15 protein-coding genes are annotated in these 17,019 nt (G+C 72.5%); 6 read left to right on the top strand and 9 right to left on the bottom strand.

The window, feature by feature from the left end; genetic code table 11:
- Positions 1–117: 117 nt before the first annotated feature.
- The gene (locus OG410_RS13815) at positions 118–993 is read left to right on the top strand and encodes a hypothetical protein (protein ID WP_443063748.1); all 876 of its coding nucleotides are present in this window, start codon (positions 118–120) and stop codon (positions 991–993) included.
- A gap of 14 nt (positions 994–1,007) precedes the next feature.
- Entirely contained in the window at positions 1,008–1,802 is a 795-nt protein-coding gene (locus OG410_RS42585; RefSeq protein WP_443063747.1) for a hypothetical protein, read from the top strand.
- 263 nt (positions 1,803–2,065) lie between these two features.
- Here OG410_RS42585 and OG410_RS13805 read toward each other — a convergent pair whose 3' ends face one another.
- Complete coding sequence (locus OG410_RS13805) at positions 2,066–2,578, bottom strand: J-domain-containing protein (protein ID WP_443063746.1); 513 nt, start codon at positions 2,576–2,578, stop codon at positions 2,066–2,068.
- 120 nt (positions 2,579–2,698) lie between these two features.
- On the opposite strand from OG410_RS13805, the gene OG410_RS13800 reads away from it, so the two are divergent.
- Positions 2,699–3,094, top strand: a complete 396-nt coding sequence (locus tag OG410_RS13800; RefSeq protein WP_328668811.1) for a hypothetical protein — start codon at positions 2,699–2,701, stop codon at positions 3,092–3,094.
- Between the two features lie 41 nt (positions 3,095–3,135).
- On the opposite strand, the gene OG410_RS13795 is transcribed toward OG410_RS13800, so the two are convergent.
- Together OG410_RS13795 and proP are read right to left on the bottom strand one after the other, a co-directional pair.
- Positions 3,136–3,807 (bottom strand): O-methyltransferase, encoded by a 672-nt coding sequence (locus OG410_RS13795; protein ID WP_329299408.1) that lies wholly within the window; start codon positions 3,805–3,807, stop codon positions 3,136–3,138.
- A 123-nt stretch (positions 3,808–3,930) separates the two neighbouring features.
- Entirely contained in the window at positions 3,931–5,316 is a 1,386-nt protein-coding gene (gene proP / locus OG410_RS13790; protein WP_329299407.1) for a glycine betaine/L-proline transporter ProP, read from the bottom strand.
- A gap of 444 nt (positions 5,317–5,760) precedes the next feature.
- Here proP and OG410_RS13785 point away from each other — a divergent pair, with 444 nt between their 5' ends.
- Positions 5,761–7,815, top strand: coding sequence for a bifunctional glycosyltransferase 87/phosphatase PAP2 family protein (locus OG410_RS13785; RefSeq protein WP_329299406.1), 2,055 nt, complete (start codon positions 5,761–5,763; stop codon positions 7,813–7,815).
- A 223-nt stretch (positions 7,816–8,038) separates the two neighbouring features.
- On the opposite strand, the gene OG410_RS13780 is transcribed toward OG410_RS13785, so the two are convergent.
- The gene (locus tag OG410_RS13780; RefSeq protein ID WP_329299405.1) at positions 8,039–9,283 is read right to left on the bottom strand and encodes a cytochrome P450; all 1,245 of its coding nucleotides are present in this window, start codon (positions 9,281–9,283) and stop codon (positions 8,039–8,041) included.
- 293 nt (positions 9,284–9,576) lie between these two features.
- On the opposite strand from OG410_RS13780, the gene OG410_RS13775 reads away from it, so the two are divergent.
- Positions 9,577–10,746 carry a steroid 3-ketoacyl-CoA thiolase gene (locus OG410_RS13775; protein ID WP_328452998.1) on the top strand — a complete coding sequence of 390 codons (1,170 nt, stop codon included), beginning with the start codon at positions 9,577–9,579 and terminating at the stop codon, positions 10,744–10,746.
- Positions 10,747–10,892: 146 nt separating this feature from the next.
- Positions 10,893–11,285, top strand: coding sequence for a hypothetical protein (locus OG410_RS13770; protein ID WP_329299404.1), 393 nt, complete (start codon positions 10,893–10,895; stop codon positions 11,283–11,285).
- Positions 11,286–11,327: 42 nt separating this feature from the next.
- Here OG410_RS13770 and OG410_RS13765 read toward each other — a convergent pair whose 3' ends face one another.
- The 5 genes from OG410_RS13765 to OG410_RS13745 all read right to left on the bottom strand — a co-directional run bounded on the left by OG410_RS13765 (position 11,328) and on the right by OG410_RS13745 (position 16,857).
- A complete protein-coding gene (locus OG410_RS13765) occupies positions 11,328–12,014 on the bottom strand; it encodes a YoaK family protein (protein WP_326788076.1) in 687 nt (228 codons plus the stop codon).
- A gap of 392 nt (positions 12,015–12,406) precedes the next feature.
- A complete protein-coding gene (locus OG410_RS13760; RefSeq protein ID WP_326788077.1) occupies positions 12,407–12,826 on the bottom strand; it encodes a transglycosylase SLT domain-containing protein in 420 nt (139 codons plus the stop codon).
- A gap of 379 nt (positions 12,827–13,205) precedes the next feature.
- Complete coding sequence (locus tag OG410_RS13755) at positions 13,206–14,048, bottom strand: ECF transporter S component (RefSeq protein ID WP_329299403.1); 843 nt, start codon at positions 14,046–14,048, stop codon at positions 13,206–13,208.
- Positions 14,045–15,766 (bottom strand): ABC transporter ATP-binding protein, encoded by a 1,722-nt coding sequence (locus OG410_RS13750; protein WP_329299402.1) that lies wholly within the window; start codon positions 15,764–15,766, stop codon positions 14,045–14,047. The genes OG410_RS13755 and OG410_RS13750 overlap by 4 nt, the downstream gene beginning before the upstream one ends.
- On the bottom strand, positions 15,763–16,857 hold the full coding sequence (locus OG410_RS13745; protein ID WP_329299401.1) for a CbiQ family ECF transporter T component: 1,095 nt from the start codon (positions 16,855–16,857) through the stop codon (positions 15,763–15,765). Before OG410_RS13745 ends, OG410_RS13750 begins: the two co-directional genes overlap by 4 nt.
- Positions 16,858–17,019 lie beyond the last annotated feature (162 nt).

The raw sequence follows: 17,019 nt of genomic DNA, 5'->3' as shown, positions 1-17,019 counted from the left end.
TGCGACGAGGAAGGGGCGTTGACGGCTCGCGACGGCACGGGGGCCGTTTGAGGAGCGGGTTCCGGGCAACCCGGTCCAGGAACCGGCCCGTTGGGTCGAGAACCCGGGAAGGCACCCATGTCCACAGGCGTGATCATCGCTCTGATCATCGTGGCGGCCGTTGCCGTTGTCGCGGCCGCCCTCATCCTCCGCGCCCGAAGGCCGCCGGGCGGGCGCTCCCTGCGGCGACGCTTCGGACCGGAGTACGACCGGACCGTCGCCCGGCACGACGGCGACACCCAGGCCGCCGAACGCGACCTCAACGAGCGGGTGAAGCGGCACGGCGCACTGCGGGCGCGGCCGCTGGAACCCGCGGCCAGGGAACGGTACGCGGCAGGCTGGACGGCCGCCCAGGAACGCTTCGTCGACTCGCCCCGGGAGGCGGTGACCGAGGCCGACCGGCTGCTCGGCGAGCTGGCCGGAGCACGTGGATTCCCCGACGGGGACCGTTACGAGGAGCAGGTGTCCGCGCTCTCCGTCCACCACGGACACCACGTCCACGGCTACCGCCGCGTGCACCGGGCCGCACTGGCCCGCACCGGCGGGAACGGCAACGGGAACGGCGGCGTCGACACCGAGAAGCTGCGCGAGGCCATGCTGGAGGCCCGCGACCTCTTCGACGACCTGCTGACCCCGACCCGCGAGGACACCTCGCCCGGCCGGGCGCGCGACACGGACGACGTGAGCGAGCCCCAGGCCGCCCGTCCGGAGCGCAGCAAGCGGTTCGCCCTGACCAAGGACGCCCGGCGCGCCGAGCCCGAGCCGACGCCGGCGAGCGCCGGGCACACCGAGCCGACGGAGCCGACGGAGCGCACCGGGCGCGCCGAGAGCACCGGGCACACGGAGAGCGCCGAGAGCGGCGCGAGCAGTGAGAACAGCACCAGGACCTCCACCCCCGACACTCGCTCCCACCTTCCCTGGTCCTTCACCAGGCGTCAGGCGAAGGGGAGTTGAAGAAGGTGAGCACCATGAAGCCAGAACAGGATCCCGAGCGGACCCCGTCCCGCGAGGCCGCTGCCATGAAGGGCCGTGTGACCCCGGTACCCGCCGGGCGTTCCTCGGACGACCGGGCGGACGAGAACCGCGGAGAGGCCGAGGACGTGTCGCGCCGCGAGGCACTGAAGGGCCAGGTGGAGCCCGCGCCCACCGAGACCGCTCCGGGCACCCCCGACAGGAACGGTGCCCCGGACAGGAACGGCGCCCCGGACAGGAACGGCGGCCGTGCCGCCGACCGTGACGACCGGGCAGTCCGTCCGGCCGGGACCGGTGGGACGGCCCGCGCGACGACGGGCGCCGACATCGACGAGCGAGAGGCTCCGGGCGACGGCCGTGCGGGGCGTACGGGCGCCGGCCCCGCATCCCGCGCGTCCGGGGCCCCCGAAGGCCCCGGGCCGCGCCCCGTGCCCCGTGACGCCGGGGGAGCCCTCAGGGGCGGCTCGGCGGACACCCCGGACCGTGCGGACGACTCCGCCGGGCGGGACGAGCGGATGCTGCCGCTGGACGAGCACGACAAGTTCTCGTTGCGGATGCGGCACGCGGTCGGCGGGTTCATCGACGGGCCGCAGGCTTCCGTCGAGGAGGCCGACCACGTGCTGGAGGAACTCGCGGGCCGGTTCACGGAAGCCGTGACCCGGCGGCGGCGCGCCCTGCGTACGTCCTGGCAGTCCGGCGGCGAGGGCAAGACGACGGATCCCGACACCGAGCGGCTCCGGCTCGCCCTGCGGGACTACCGCGAGATGACCGAGCGGCTCCTGCGGCTCTGATCCCGCTCCGACACCCTCCCCGGTGAAGTGAGGCCGCGTCCCGGACCATGCCCCGGGACGCGGCCTCACGCCCTTCGCGCCGCCTCACCGCGCCAGACGCAGGCTCCCCGTCGGCCCGTCGGCCCGTCGGGCTCAGGTTCGTCCCGCCGTTCGGTCGCGTCCGGGGGCGGCCGCGGGGTTCCTCGTGCCGACGGTGCCGACGGTTCCGGCCGGACCGCCTCCGGCGTTCCGCCGTCCGCCCCGGCTCACGCGGAGCCGGTATCTCACCGCTCGTCGGGCCCCGGGCCGTCGGGCCCCGGGCCGTCGGGCCCCGGGCCGTCGGGCCCCGGGCCGTCGGGCCCCGGGCCGTCGGGCCCCGGGCCGCCGGGGGCCGGGCTCTCGCGGGCCGTGCGCCACTCCCCGACGATCTTCTCCACGTCGTACGGCTTGAGCCCGAGCGGAGGCCCGGGCGGCGGCTTGAACATGACCTCGCGGATCTTGGCGTTGATGTCCTCGACCGCCCGCCGTACCGCCCGCTCCGAAGGAAGCGCGGGAATCGCCGCCAGCACGTCCTCCGCCTCCTTGCGCAGGGCCAGTGTGGGAGGCAGGACCGACAGACCCTCGCGGGCCATCTTCCGCTTGATCCACCAGAGTTCGTCGTACGGGGTGTCGGTGACCTCCGGCAGCGGCTTGCCCGCGCCGGGGAGTTCCGTGAATTCGCCGCGGGCCTCCGCCTGGCGGATCTGTCGGTCGACCCAGGACTCGAAGCTGACACCGGGTGGCTTGCGCTCGGTCATGAGTCCATTGTGCCGGAGGTCACACGGCGAGGGGAAAGGTCGAATTATCATGCGGCGGCGACGGGGCAACGACGTTCCCCGGCGGGACAATCGGACCAGCACCTCACGAAGGAGCGCGCGTTGCTCGAACTCACCATGGCCTCGGTGTCCGGAGGGGACGCCGGAGCGACGGCCGGGATGCAGATGGCCGACGCGCCGAGCGATCCCGGAGCCATGCTGCGGGTGGGCAGGGACCGGGCCGTGTGCCGTCTCGCGACCCCCGACGACTGGCTGTTCGTCTCCCGGGTCCACCTGGAGTTCCAGTGCGGCCCGGACGGCTCCTGGCAGGTCACCTGGCTCCGGGGTTCCCACGCGGAGCCGTCCTCCGAGGTCCGGCTGATCCTGACGGGACTGCAGCCCCAGCCGCTTCCGTACGGCGGGACGGCCAGACTCCCGGCGGGCGGCTCCGGTGAACTCGTCATCCAGGACCGCACCGGGCCCAACACCGTGAACGTGGGCTTCTACCACGAGCTCTAGGGCCGGTGCGGCGCTGCGGCGCTGCGGGGCGGGACCGGGGGTCAGGCTTCCACGCGGGCCAGGGCGAACCCGTCGTACCCCTTGATGCCCACCGTCTGCAGCGCCGTGCCGTTCAACTTCGGGTGGGAGGCGATCAGTTCGAGCGCGGCCCGGGTGCCCACCACGCTCGGGTCGGTGCTCGACCCGTCGATGACCGCTCCGCCGCGGACCACGTTGTCGAGGACGATCACGCTGCCGGGCCGGGTGAGCCGGACCGCCCACTCGACGTAGTGGGGGTTGTTCACCTTGTCCGCGTCGATGAAGACGAGGTCGAACGGCTCCGGATTCTCGTCCGCCAGCTTCGGCAGGGTCTCCAGGGCGGGACCCACCCGCACCTCGGCGATCTTGTCGAGGCCCGCCCGTGCGAGGTTGCCGCGGGCGACCTCGGCGTGCCGGGGGTCGTACTCGAGGGTGATCAGCCGACCGTCGGCCGGCAGCGCGCGGCCCATCCAGATCGTGCTGTAACCGCCGAGCGTGCCGATCTCCAGGATGCGGCGGGCGCCCTGGATCTCGGCGATCAGCCGGAGCAGCTTCCCGTGGCTCGGCGCGACGTTGATGGGGGGCAGTCCGGCCGCGTCGCTGTCGTGCAGCGCGGCGGCGAGGATCTCGTCGGCGGGGGCCAGGAGGTTGGTGAAGTGGTCGTCGACGTCGTTCCAGAGCTGCGACTCGCTCATGCACCGGGCCTTTCTCAGCCTATTTAGATGCGCTAAGGACTTCCGGATCCGAACCTAGCCGTCGGCGCTCCCGCGTGCCAGCGGGATCGGTGCCGCGCCGACGGCCTTCGGGCCTCGCGGATGTCAGTGGCTCGCGGGTTCCACGGCGGGCGCCGAGCCCGGCAGGGGCCGGCCCGCGGACTCCGTCATGAACCAGACCGCCGCACCGCCGATCACGGCCGCGGCCATCATGTAGTACGCGGGCATCATCATGTTCCCGGTCGCTCCGATGAGGGCGGTGACGACCAGCGGGGTCGTTCCACCGAAGAGCGAGACGGAGACGTTGAAGCCGATCGAGAGCGAGCCGTAGCGGACCCGTGTCGGGAAGAGCGCCGGGAGCGCGGCGGGCATCGCGGCCGTGAAGCAGACCAGCAGCAGGCCGAGCGCGCCCATGCCGAGCGCGACGGCGAGCAGACTGCCCTGACGGATCAGCAGCAGGGCCGGCACGGACAGGGCGAGGAAGCCGGCGCAGCCCGCGGCGATCACCGGGCGGCGGCCGATCCGGTCGGTCAGGGCGCCCGCGAACGGCTGCACGACCATCATCAGCGCCATCACGCCGAGGACCACGAGCAGACCGTGCGTCTCGTCGTACTTGAGCTCGCTGGTCAGGTAGCTCGGCATGTAGGACAGCAGCATGTAGTCGGTGACGTTGAAGACCAGCACCAGGCCCATGCACAGCAGCAGGGTGCGCCACTGGCCGGTGACCATCTCACGCAGCGGCACCTTGGGGCGGCCCGCCTCGGACTTCTCGAGCTCCGCGGCGAACGCCGGGGTCTCCTCAAGCCGCATCCGCAGATACAGGCCGACGATGCCCATCGGGCCCGCGATCAGGAACGGGACGCGCCAGCCCCAGGACAGCAGGTCGTCGGTGGACAGCAGGGCGGTCATGAGGGTCACCAGACCCGCGCCGCCGATGTATCCGGCCAGCGTGCCGAACTCCAGCCAGCTTCCGAAGAAGCCGCGCCTCTTGTCGGGCGCGTACTCGGCGATGAAGGTCGAGGCGCCCGCGTACTCGCCGCCGGTGGAGAAGCCCTGCACCAGACGGGCCGCGAGCAGCAGGACCGGAGCGCCGACGCCGATCGTGGCGTACGACGGGATCAGACCGATGGCGAAGGTGCCGGCCGCCATCATGATCATGGTGAGGGCGAGGACCTTCTGGCGGCCGATCCGGTCGCCGAGCGGGCCGAAGACCATGCCGCCGAGCGGGCGGACGAGGAAGGCCGCGGCGAAGGCGCCGAAGGTCGCGAGGAGCTGGGCGGTCGGGTTGCCCGAGGGGAAGAAGACCTTGCCCAGGGTCACCGCGATGTAGCTGTAGACGCCGAAGTCGAACCATTCCATCGCGTTGCCGAGCGCCGCCGCCTTCACGGCGCGCCTGACCAGCGCGGGGTCGGTGACGGTGACCTCGGGGGAGACGGGGCGGGCGGGATCGGGGAGGCGTACGGCGGGGGCTGTCGGGGTCGCGGTCGGCAAGGGCCTTCCTTTCGCCGGGGACAGGGACGGGTCCGCCCGGGGGCGGACCGGGGGCTCGCACAGGTGACCCGTGGGTCGCCCGGGGCGGACCCGGCGGCCCACCCGGAGGCGGGCCGAAAAGCGACCTTAGGCCCGTTCGTGCCCGTCACGTGGTGTATGCGGCCCGCCGCGCAGCGCACATAAAGGCCGCGTACGCAGGCGCGACGGGACGGCCGTAGCCGCCCCCGCGGAGGCTCGTCTGTGATCCATGTCGCGAGGCAGGCGGGGAACCGGCCCCTTCGCCGACCGTCGACATTCGGACAAAAGCGGAGAAGCTGTCGGGTCGATCGAGGGTTCCCGCGCCTTCCGGCGAGGGTGGCCGCGACACGCGAGGTCCTGATATGGGTTGACATAAGGGATCTGTGAGACACGGACCGGTCAATGGGTCAGGAGGGTCGACAAGGCGTGGCGAACGTGGAGCACGGCGGACGACCGGGCGAGAGCCTCGTGGGAGCGCCGGAGACGGTGCGAGCACGGCTGCGCGCCCTTCGCGTCGGGCTCTGGGCCGTCGCCGCGATACTGGCCGTACGACAGGTCGCCGCCGTCCTCAGCACCCCCAAGGCGGACCGGCTGACGGATCTGGAGACCTGGGTCGGCCCGAACGGCGTACTGCACGTGAAGGGCTCGCTGTACGACTCGACACGGTTCACCGGCACCCCGCTCGGCGGCCTCGTCCTCAAACCTCTCACCCGGTCGGCCGAACAGGCCCTCGGCTGGGGCTGGACCTTCGGCACCCTGCTGCTCGTCGTGGCGCTCGGCCTGGTGGCCGCCCGCGCCCTGCCGCCCCCCGTGAGCCGGCGGACGTCACTGCTCGCCGCGCCCGTGGCCGTCAGCCTGCTGATGCTGTCGCTCCCCGTACGCAACGCCCTCTACCTCGGCCAGACCAGCATCATCCCGGTGCTGCTCGTCCTGCTCGGCTGCTTCGTCGTCCGCGGGGAACGCGTCTGCGGGGTCCTCATCGGGCTCGCGGCGGCCCTCCAGCCGACCGTGCTGCTCTTCACGCCGCTTCTCTGGTTCACCGGCCGCCGCCGCGCCGCCGCCTCCACCGGGGCCACGTTCGCCGCCCTCACCGCGCTCGCCTGGGCCGCGATGCCGCACGACTCGAACACGTACTGGGTGCACCACCTGGCGGGCGTCGGCCTCGGCAAGGACGCCGACGACCTCGCCAACCAGTCCCTGCACGGCGCGCTCCTCCGGCTCGGTCTCACCGGGCCGCTGGAGGTCGGTCTCTTCCTGGCGCTCGGCGCGGCCGTCGCCTTCGTCGGACTCCGCCGCGCGGTGCGCTACGCCCGTGACGGACAGCTGCTGCTCGCCGTCGCGGTGACCGGCTGCGTCGCCGTCGCCGTCTCGCCCACCACCTGGCAGCACCAGGTGCTGTGGGTGCTGCTCGCGCTCGTCGGCCGGGTCGGCCGCAAGGCCTCGGACCGCTATGTGTGGCCCGTCGCGGTCGTCCTGGTCATGACGCTGCCCGCCCGGATGATGCTGCCGGACATGCCGGTGCTCCAGCCGCTGCGCGACAACGTCGTGCTGATCGCCGCGCTGGCCGCCGCCATCGTCGTACCGTTCCTGTCCCGTACGTCCGCGTACTACCGGGCCCCGGTCCCCGCCGGCCACGCGACGCCCGTCCCCACCCGGTGGAGGCGGGTCCCGCTGCTGCCGTCGGGCCGGGTCCTCACCCGTACGAACCTGCTGCTCGAACTGCTCCTGATCCGCGTCGGGTACTCCGCCTACCAGCAGGTCAGGCTGGCCGCGACGGGCGGCACCAACTCCGGCGGCAGGGCCACCGCCGAGCGCCACGGCGAGCAGATCCTCGCCGTCGAGCGGTTCCTGCACCTGGATGTCGAGCACTGGGTCAACCACTCGGTGGTCCAGGTCCCCGCCCTGAGGGATTTCTTCGACTTCTACTACCAGTCGTTCCACTTCGGCATCCCGCTCACCATCCTCGCCGTGCTCTACGTCCGTCGCCCGGCGGACCACCGCTGGGCCCGCTCCGCCCTCGGCTTCGCCACCCTCCTCGCCCTCGTCGGCTTCTGGCTCTACCCGCTCGCCCCGCCGCGCCTGATGCCGGGCCTCGGCGTGATCGACACCGTGCACGGCGTGCAGGACTTCTCCAAGCCCGACTACGGCACGCTGACCGAGCTGACCAACCAGTACGCGGCGATGCCCTCGCTGCACTTCGGCTGGTCCCTGTGGTGCGGGGTCGTCATCGCGGTGCTGGCACCCCGGTGGTGGATGAAGGCGCTGGGCCTGCTGCACCCGCTGCTGACGCTCTCCTCGATCGTGGCGACCGGAAATCACTGGGTCCTGGACGCCGGCGGCGGCGCGGCGGTGGTCGCCACGGGCTTCGGGCTGACGTATCTCCTCACCGGCCCGCGGTCCCGGACGCCCGTGGAGCAGGTCGGGGCGGGTGTGGAACCGCCGGTCCGCGCGGTGGGCCGGGCAGGCCGGACACAAGGCTGATCCGGTCACGTGCCGGGGCTGATCCGGTGCCGTGTCCGGGGCGGGGGCGGGGCGGTGTGCGCCGAGGTGAGGTGCGGGTGCGGGTGCGGGTGCGTGATGCGTCGTGTGTGGTGAGGGGTGTGGGTCTCGGGGGAGGCAGAGGCGGGCGCGGGGGGATGCCCCTGCCTCCCTCGGGACGGGCCGACGGTGCCGGGAGGACGTCGGCCCGAGCGTGCGGCGCCCGCTACGCGTGACGGACCTGGAGTTCCTTGACGCCGTTCAGCCAGGCGGAGCGGAGACGGCGGGGATCGCCCGCCAGCCGCAGATGCGGCATCGCGTCGGCGATCGCGTTGAAGATCAGGTCGATCTCCAGCGTGGCCAGGGACCTGCCGAGGCAGAAGTGCGGACCGCCGCCGCCGAAGCCGAGGTGCGGGTTGGGGTCACGGGTGATGTCGAAGACCTCGGGGTTCTCGAACACCTCGGGGTCGTTGTTGGCGGAGGAGTAGAAGATGCCGACGCGGTCGCCCTTCCTGATCCGCTGCCCGCCCAGTTCGGTGTCCTGGGTGGCGGTGCGCTGGAAGGCGACGACGGGGGTCGCCCAGCGGACGATCTCCTCGGCGGTGGTCTTCGGCCGTTCCCTCTTGTACAGGTCCCACTGGTCGGGGTGGGTGAGCAGGGCGTGCATCCCGTGGGTGATGGCGTTGCGGGTCGTCTCGTTGCCGGCGACCGCCAGCAGCAGGACGAAGAAGCCGAATTCGTCGGTGGCGAGGTTCCCCTGGTCCTCCGCCGCCACGAGCGTGCTGACGATGTCCTTGGCGGGGCACTGCTTGCGGTCCGCCGCCATGTTCATCGCGTACGAGATGAGTTCGGTGGCCGACTCGGCGCCGATCTCCTCGGTGATCGCGTACTCCGGATCGTCGTACGCCACCATCTTGTTGGACCAGTCGAAGATCTTGACCCGGTCCTCCTGCGGGACGCCGATGAGCTCGGCTATCGCCTGGAGCGGGAGTTCGCAGGCGACCTGGGTGACGAAGTCGAAGGAGCCGTCGGGGGCGGCCTGCGCGAGCGCGTTCGCGACGATCGAACCGGCACGGGCGCGCAGCGCGTCCTCCAGCGAGCGGATGGCGCGCGGGGTGAAGCCGCGCTGCACGATCTGCCGGACCCGGGTGTGCTCGGGCGGGTCCATGTTCAGCATGATGAGCCGCTGGACCTCGATCTGCTCGCGCTGGATGTGCTCGTTGAAGCGGATGACGGCGGTGTTGAGGAACGAGGAGAACAGTTCGGGGTGTGTCGAGACGTACTTGACGTCCGAGTGCCGGGTGACGGCCCAGTAGCCGTCGTCCTCGAAGCCGGCGACGCCGGGCTGTTGCGGGATCCAGTGGACCGGTCGGGCCCGGCGCAACTCGGCGAACTCCGGGAGGGGCACGCGGTGGTGCAGCACATCGGGGTCGGTGAAATCGAACCCGTCGGGCAGCGCTGGACAGGACATCGGCAACTCCAGGGGCGCTTCTGACGGTCCATCAGGAAAGGGAATCGCCGTGAAGGTAGTAACGGGTTCTACAAGTGGCAAGAGGTGCGGGCCCCCCAATTGCGTGCGGGATTCGTACAGATCACGACTTCGGGGGCTGCACGACCCTTGCGGCGCGGGGGGTTCGCTCAGCAAACTGCACGCAGAACTGGTACGCGTTCTAGTTCTGCGCGGTGGGTGGGCCGGGACGCCCCGCGCTGCGCGGGTCAGCTGGGCCTGACCGTCGGGCAGGCCTGAGGAGAGGACGAGCCCCCATGGCCGCGGAACCCGTGATCGTCGAAGCCGTACGGACGCCCATCGGCAAGCGCGGTGGCGCGCTCGCCAATCTGCACCCCGCCTATCTCCTGGGCGAGACCTACCGTGAACTCCTCGGCCGCACCGGCATTCCCGCCGACTGCGTCGAGCAGATCGTCGGCGGCACGGTGACCCATGCCGGCGAGCAGTCGATGAACCCCGCGCGCACCGCCTGGCTGACGGTGGGACTGCCCTACGAGACGGCGGCGACGACGGTCGACTGCCAGTGCGGGTCCTCGCAGCAGGCCTCCCACATGGTCGCCAACATGATCGCGGCGGGTGTCATCGACGTCGGGATCAGCTGCGGTGTCGAGGCGATGTCGCGGGTGCCGCTGGGCTCGGGATCCAAGCACGGGCCCGGCAAGCCGTTCCCCGACGAGTGGAACGTCGATCTGCCGAACCAGTTCGAGGCGGCCGAACGGATCGCGCGCCACCGCGGACTGACCCGCGAGAACGTCGACTCCCTCGGGCTCATCTCGCAGGAACGGGCCGCTGTCGCCTGGGCCGAGGAGCGCTTCAAGCGCGAGACGTTCGCCGTGCAGGTGCCCACCACCGAGGACGAACAGCGGGCGGGGCAGGGTATGTGGCGGCTCGTCGACCGGGACGAGGGGCTGCGCGACACGTCCATGGAGGCGCTGGCGAAGCTGAAGCCCGTGATGCCGACCGCCGTTCACACGGCCGGCAACTCCTCCCAGATCTCGGACGGTTCGGCGGCCATTCTGTGGGCCTCCAAGCGGATGGCGCGGGCGCTGAAGCTGCGGCCGCGGGCGCGGATCGTGGCCCAGGCGCTGGTGGGTTCGGACCCGCACTTCCATCTGGACGGTCCGATCGACGCCACCCGGGCCGTGCTCGGCAAGGCGGGGATGTCCCTGAAGGACATCGACCTCGTCGAGATCAACGAGGCTTTCGCGTCGGTCGTGCTGAGCTGGGCGCAGGTCTTCGGGCAGGACCTGGAGAAGGTGAACGTGAACGGGGGCGGGATCGCGCTCGGGCATCCCGTGGGGGCCACGGGGGCTCGGCTCATCACCACGGCGCTGCACGAACTGGAGCGAGCGGACAAGGAGTTCGCGCTGATCACGATGTGTGCGGGTGGGGGGCTGGCGACCGGGACGATCATTCAGCGGTTGTAGTTCGCGGTACCAGTCTCCCTTTGGACAAGTAGGGTTCGGCGTCAGGTCGGTTCCCGGACCATGCGTGGTGCGGACTGTTCGCGGCGGCGTTTCCGTGCCGCCGCGAACGCGTGGTCCCGCGGGGGCGGGGAGAAGGGGGTCCGGTTGTGGAGACCTTGCCCGAGGTGGGGGAGGCGCCGGGGCCCTGGTTCGCGGGGTTCCGCCTGGGTGCGCTTCTCGGAGTACCGACCTCGTTCGTCGCGGTTCTCGTCATCGACCGGGTGTGGGCGTCCTGCGACATCGGTGTGAACGCGTCGGCCGATTCGCTGTCCCTGCTTCTCGTCGCACCCGTCGTCTGGATGGGTACAGCGGCTTCCTGGACCCTTGTCCACGGCGCGATCGGAAGGTTCCGCCGAGGCGCCGCTGTTGCCGTGGGCGTCCTTCTCAACCTGTGGTTCCTCTGGTACGTCGTGACAGCGCTGGGCACGATGGGTTCCTACCCCGATCCGGTGTGTCCCGGGAATGTCCCGCCATGGTGGCCCGGGTTCGTTCCGGCCTGAGGGAGCCGACAGGTGCTCCGTCCGGCGGGGTTCGGGGCCGCGTCACTCCCGGCCGGAGGCCGTCACCGCCAGTGCCGCCGGTACGAGCGCGGCGATCAGCAGGGGGAGGGCGAGGCCGTGGTTCAGGACGAGCCACGCGCCGAGCAGGGCGCCTGCCGCCATCGCCAGTACGGAGGCGGTCCGGCGCGGGAAGTGATGGCCCGCGCCGCCGCCCAGGCGGGAGTCGGCGGCCAGGCCCGTCAGGGTCATCGTCAGGACGGTGGTCGTCAGGTCGGCGACGCCGAGCCTGCGGACCGTCGCGTTGCGCAGGCCCATCGCGAAGGCCGTGACGGCGATCACGGTGTAGGTGGTGGCGGTGGCGTGCGGGGCGGCGAAGGCCGCCGCCGCGCAGGCGAGGGTCAGGACGGCTTCGGCGGCGAACGCGGCGCGGGCCCAGGTGCGGCGTGAGCCGTCGCTCAGCCGGGTCGCCGTTCGTCCGCCGGTAGCGGCGCCCGCCACGAAGCAGGACAGCGAGGTGAGGGTGTGCGCTACGGAGAAGCCGGGTGCTCCGGCCGCGGCGAAGCCGAGCACCACCACGTTGCCGGTCATGTTCGCCGTGAAGACGTGGCCCAGGCCCAGGTAGCTCACCGCGTCGATGAGTCCGCTGACCACGGTCAGCGACAGCAGCGCGGGCACGAGCCGCAGGCCTCGTGACTCGGGGTCGTGAGGCGTGTCCGTCCGCGTGGTCATGGGGGTCAGTCCACCACGGAGGCCGGGTCGCTGCGCTGGCGTTCGCGGGTGCGGTGCCGGTTCGGTGGGGGGTCGGGGCCGTGCCGGTACATCCGCCCGTCGCCGTTGGATCAGACGTCGGTCCGGCAGGGAACCGCTGCTCGATCCGGCGTAAGCGACGGGCATGTGATGTACCGGCACGGCCCCTTCTGCCGGATCCCGGCTGCGGGTGCGTCGTGGTTCCGGCCGTTCGCTGCGGGTACGGGTCGGGTAGGGGCGGAGGGGGCGAAAGAACGCTTGTGGCTGTGCCCGGTGCCGGGCGCTGGGAGTCGGGGCTCGGGAGGGGAGCGGCGGGTACGACAAAGGCGGCAGCCCCGGGAACGGGGTGCCGCCTGTGTGTGCTGTGGGGCTGATCAGTACCAGCCGTTGGCCTGCCAGAAGCTCCAGGCGCCGGCCGGGCTGCCGTAGCGGGAGTTCATGTAGTCCAGGCCCCACTTGATCTGGGTCTTGGGGTTGGTCTTCCAGTCGGAGCCGGCGGAGGCCATCTTCGAACCGGGCAGGGCCTGGACCAGGCCGTACGCACCGGACGAGGAGTTCGTGGCGTTGACGTTCCAGCCACTCTCGTGCTCGACGATCTTGCTGAAGGCGTTGAACTGCCCGGCGTCCGGAATCATCGAGTGGGCGATCGACTTCGCGGCGGAGGCGCTGGTCGGCGTGGCGGCCTGGGCGGGCGCCGCGGCCAGGACCATACCGGCGGTGGCGGCGGCCACGGCGGTACCGGCGAGGGCCTTCTTCGGGGAAGAAACGATGCGGCGGATGACGGAGACGGACACGGAGAACCTGTTTCCTCGGGGACATGGGGTCGCTCGTACGTCGTGACCACGTGGTGTGTGGAAGGAGCGGCGTACGTCGGCGCCGCGGCCCGTGGGGGCTCGTGGTGCCTGGCGACGTCCACAAGACAAACAGGATCCGAGCTCGTCCGCAATGACCCTTTTTACTAGTTGTGGTCGCATCCGGGGTGAAGGTCCACTGTGTGACGTGGCTCTCAAACCCCAGGTCAGAGGGCATGACGACGCGTCCATGCCACGCCCGTTGATCTACTAAGCCGCTTCGTATGTGACGTGGGCCCTGTGGGCCGCTTCACCCCGTGGCTGACGGACGGTACGGGGCCGGCCACGCGGTGCTGCGGGGCGATGTGACGTGGGTCGCGGATCAGCGGGGCTCGAACGTGACCGGGCTCTCGAAGGCCGCCCGCCGCGTGGCCCGGCGCAGCGCCTTCAGGAGGGTCGTGCCGATCGTCAGGGTCAGGACGACGGTGACGACCGCCCGCCCCAGGTCCCAGCCGAGGGAGGTGGCCAGGCAGTAGGCGAGGAAGCGGGCGAGGTTGGCGGGGACGGCGGCGTGCGGGTCGAAGGCGATGTTCGAGGCCAGCGCGTCCATGAAGGGCCAGCCGGCCAGATTCATGACGGTGCCGTACGCGAAGGCGGCGAGGAAGCCGTATCCGGCGAGCATCAGGAGCTCCGCGCGGCCGCGCAGCCGGTCCGCCCCCGGCAGGAGCCCGGCCCCCATCGTGAACCAGCCCATGGCCAGCATCTGGAAGGGCATCCAGGGCCCCACCCCGCCGGTCAGCAGCGCCGACGCGAACATGGTCACGGACCCGAGCACATAGCCGAAACCAGGCCCGAGCACCCGCCCGCTCAGCACCATCAGGAAGAACATCGGCTCGATGCCGGCGGTCCCGGCCCCGATCGGGCGCAGCGCGGCGCCGGTCGCGGCCAGCACGCCGAGCATGGCGACCGCCTTCGGGCCGAGGCCCGACTCGGAGATCGTCGCCGCGGCCACCGCGACCAGCAGGACGAGGAGCCCGGCGAACAGCCACGGCGCGTCCTGGGCGTGCGCGCTGACCTGCGAGCCGGGACCCGCGAAGAGCGGCCAGGCGAACCCGGCGGCCCCGGTCGCGCTGACCAGGGCCAGGGCGGCGACGGAACGCGGGCCGAGGCGGACGGCTCGGGCCTGTGGCTGTGGGCGGGCGGCGGACGCGTCGGCGGTGGTCATGCGAGGGCCCTTCTGACCTGGGCGACGGTGAGCCATGGCGCGGGGGCCAGGATCTTGGCGACCTGCGGGGCGAAGGACGGGGACGCGACGACCACCTCGGCGGTGGGACCGTCGGCGACGACCTCGCCGTCCGCGAGGATCACCACACGGTCGGCGAGCTCGGCGGCGAGTTCCACGTCGTGGGTGGCCAGCACGATGGCGTGCCCCTCGGCGGCGAGCCCGCGCAGCACGGCGACCAGCCGGGCCTTGGCCGCGTAGTCGAGACCGCGGGTGGGCTCGTCGAGGAGCAGGAGCGGAGGGCGTGCGGTGAGGACGACGGCCAGCGCCAGCGCCAGCCGCTGCCCCTCGGACAGGTCACGGGGATGCGTGCCGTCCGCGATGTCCGGCAGCAGTTCGGACACCAGCGACCGGCAGGTTCCGGTGGCGGCCCCGGCGTCCTCGTCGGCTGCGGCGCACTCGGCGGCCACCGTGTCCGCGTACAGCAGATCCCGCGGTTCCTGCGGTACGAGTCCCACCCGCCGTACGAGGTCACGCGGTGCCAGGCGATGCGGTGCCGCCCCGCCGACCCGTACGGAACCGGCGGTCGGCTCGACGAGCCCGACCAGCGCTCCGAGCAGCGTCGACTTCCCGGCGCCGTTGCGGCCCATCAGCGCGATGGTCTCGCCCGGCCCCGCCGTCAGATCGACCTGGCGCAGAGCCTCGACGCGCCCGCGCCGGACGGCCAGCGACGCGACGACGGCCACCTCCGACGACGACGGGGCGGCGGCGGGGCCGCGACCGCCGCCACGACCGCGGAGGAGACGGGAGAGCGGGGAAGGGGAGGTGGCGGGGCGTTCCGGTGCCCCGGGAATCGGAAGGGGCGGGCTGAGGGGAGCGGCGGGTCCGGCCGGTGCCGGAGCGGTGGTGGCCAGGCGCTCGCGCAGTGCTCCCGCCCGGCGTCTCGCGTCGCGCACGGTCAGCGGGAGCGGGGACCAGCCGGCCAGGCGGCCGAGGTCCACCACCGGCGGGCAGACCGGGGAGACGGCCATGATCTCGGACGGGGTGCCGAGCGTCAGCGGCGCTCCCGGCGCGGGCAGGAGGGCGAGCCGGTCGGCGTACTGGACGACGCGTTCCAGGCGGTGCTCGGCCATCAGGACCGTGGTGCCGAGGTCGTGGACCAGGCGCTGGAGGACGGCGAGGACCTCCTCGGCGGCGCCGGGGTCCAGCGCCGAGGTGGGTTCGTCGAGGACCAGGACCCGCGGGTGCGGGGTGAGCACGGAACCGATCGCGACCCGCTGTTGCTGGCCGCCGGACAGGGTGGCGATCGGGCGGTCGCGCAGGTCGGCCAGCGAAAGGAGGTCGAGGGTCTCCTCGACGCGGCGGCGCATCACGGCCGGTGCCAGGCCCAACGACTCCATGCCGTAGGCGAGTTCGTCCTCCACCGTGTCCGTCACGAAGTGGGACAGCGGGTCCTGGCCCACGGTGCCGACCACGTCCGCGAGTTCGCGCGGCTTGTGGGTACGGGTGTCCCGCCCCGCGACGGTGACCCGGCCGCGCAGCGTTCCGCCCGTGAAGTGCGGGACCAGTCCGCTCACCGCGCCCAGCACCGTCGACTTGCCGACCCCGGACGGGCCGACCAGCAGGACCAGTTCGCCCTCCGGCACCTCGAAGCCCACTCCCCGGACGGAGGGTTCGGCCGCACCGGCGTACGTCACGGAGACATCCTCGAAGCGGATCACGAAGACTCCTCGGGGGCAGGGGTTCGCCGGGCGGCCGGGGCCGCGAAAGCGGGGAGCAGGCCGAGCAGGACCGCCGCCGCCGGCCGGAGCGGGAGGGTGGGGGCGACCAGGGGGATGACGCCGGGGCGCAGGGCGGCGGGGTCGCTGGAGGCGGCCACGATCATCAGGGCCGCGACCGCCACGCCCGACCCGGCGACCAGCCAGGCCCGGACGCCCCAGAGGTCGGGCCGGTACCGCGTCCGCGGTGTGCGGCGGCCGCCCAGCCACAGGCCGCCGAGTGCCGCGCCGAGCCCGGCCAGCAGGACCGGCAGGCCGTAGCTGTCGCCCGCCGCGGTCAGCAGTCCGTAGGTGCCGGCGCAGACGCCGAGCAGGCCGCCCAGGGTGAGGGCTCCGGTGGTCCGGCGGACGGCGGCCGGGACCTGTGCCGTACGCCCGTACCCGCGCGCGTCCATCGCTGCGGCCAGCGCGACCGAACGCTCCAGCGCGCCCTCCAGGACGGGGAGTCCGACGTGCAGGAGGCCGCGCAGCCCTCGGTCGGGACGGCCGCGGAGCCGGCGCGCGGCGCGCAGCCGCTGGACGTCGGCGATCAGGTGCGGCGCGAAGGTGAGCGCGACGACCACCGCGACGCCCGCCTCGTACAGCGCGCCCGGCAGCGACTTGAGCAGCCGTGCCGGGTTGGCGAGGGCGTTGGCCGCGCCGACGCAGACGAGCAGGGCGGCCAGCTTCAGGCCGTCGTAGAGCGCGAAGAGCAGGCCCTCGGCGGTGACCCGGCCACCGACGCGCACCCCCTGTGCCCAGTGCGGGAGGGGGATCTCGGGGAGGGTGACGATCACGTGCGTGCCGGGGATCGGGGAGCCGAGGAAGACGGCGAAGGCCAGGCGGATGACGAGGACGGCCGCCGCCAGTTTCACGAACGCGGTGTAGGAGCGGGCCCAGGGGGCGTCGGTGCGGTGCGTGGCCACCACGAACCCCGCCACCGCCATGAGCAGCGCGAGCAGAAGCGGATTCGTGGTGCGGGAGGCCGCCGTACCGAGCCCCAGCGCCCAGATCCACCAGGCCCCGGGGTGCAGGGCGTGGGCCCGGTTCGCCACGGAGACGGTACGCGTACCGCTCGTACGGCTCGTACCGCTGCGGGGGAGGGAGAGGGGGAGAGCGCGGGGGCGGGAGCGGGAGGTCGGCGACGGTCCCGCCGGGCCGGTGCTCGGCGGGAGCGTCGTCTCATGTGTGTCCGGGTCCGGGCGCCGGGGGCCCGA

Source organism: Streptomyces sp. NBC_00659, assembly GCF_036226925.1.
GTDB lineage: Bacteria > Actinomycetota > Actinomycetes > Streptomycetales > Streptomycetaceae > Streptomyces.
Note: the sequence above shows the minus strand (reverse complement) of the source record. Positions and strands in the feature narration are given on the sequence as shown.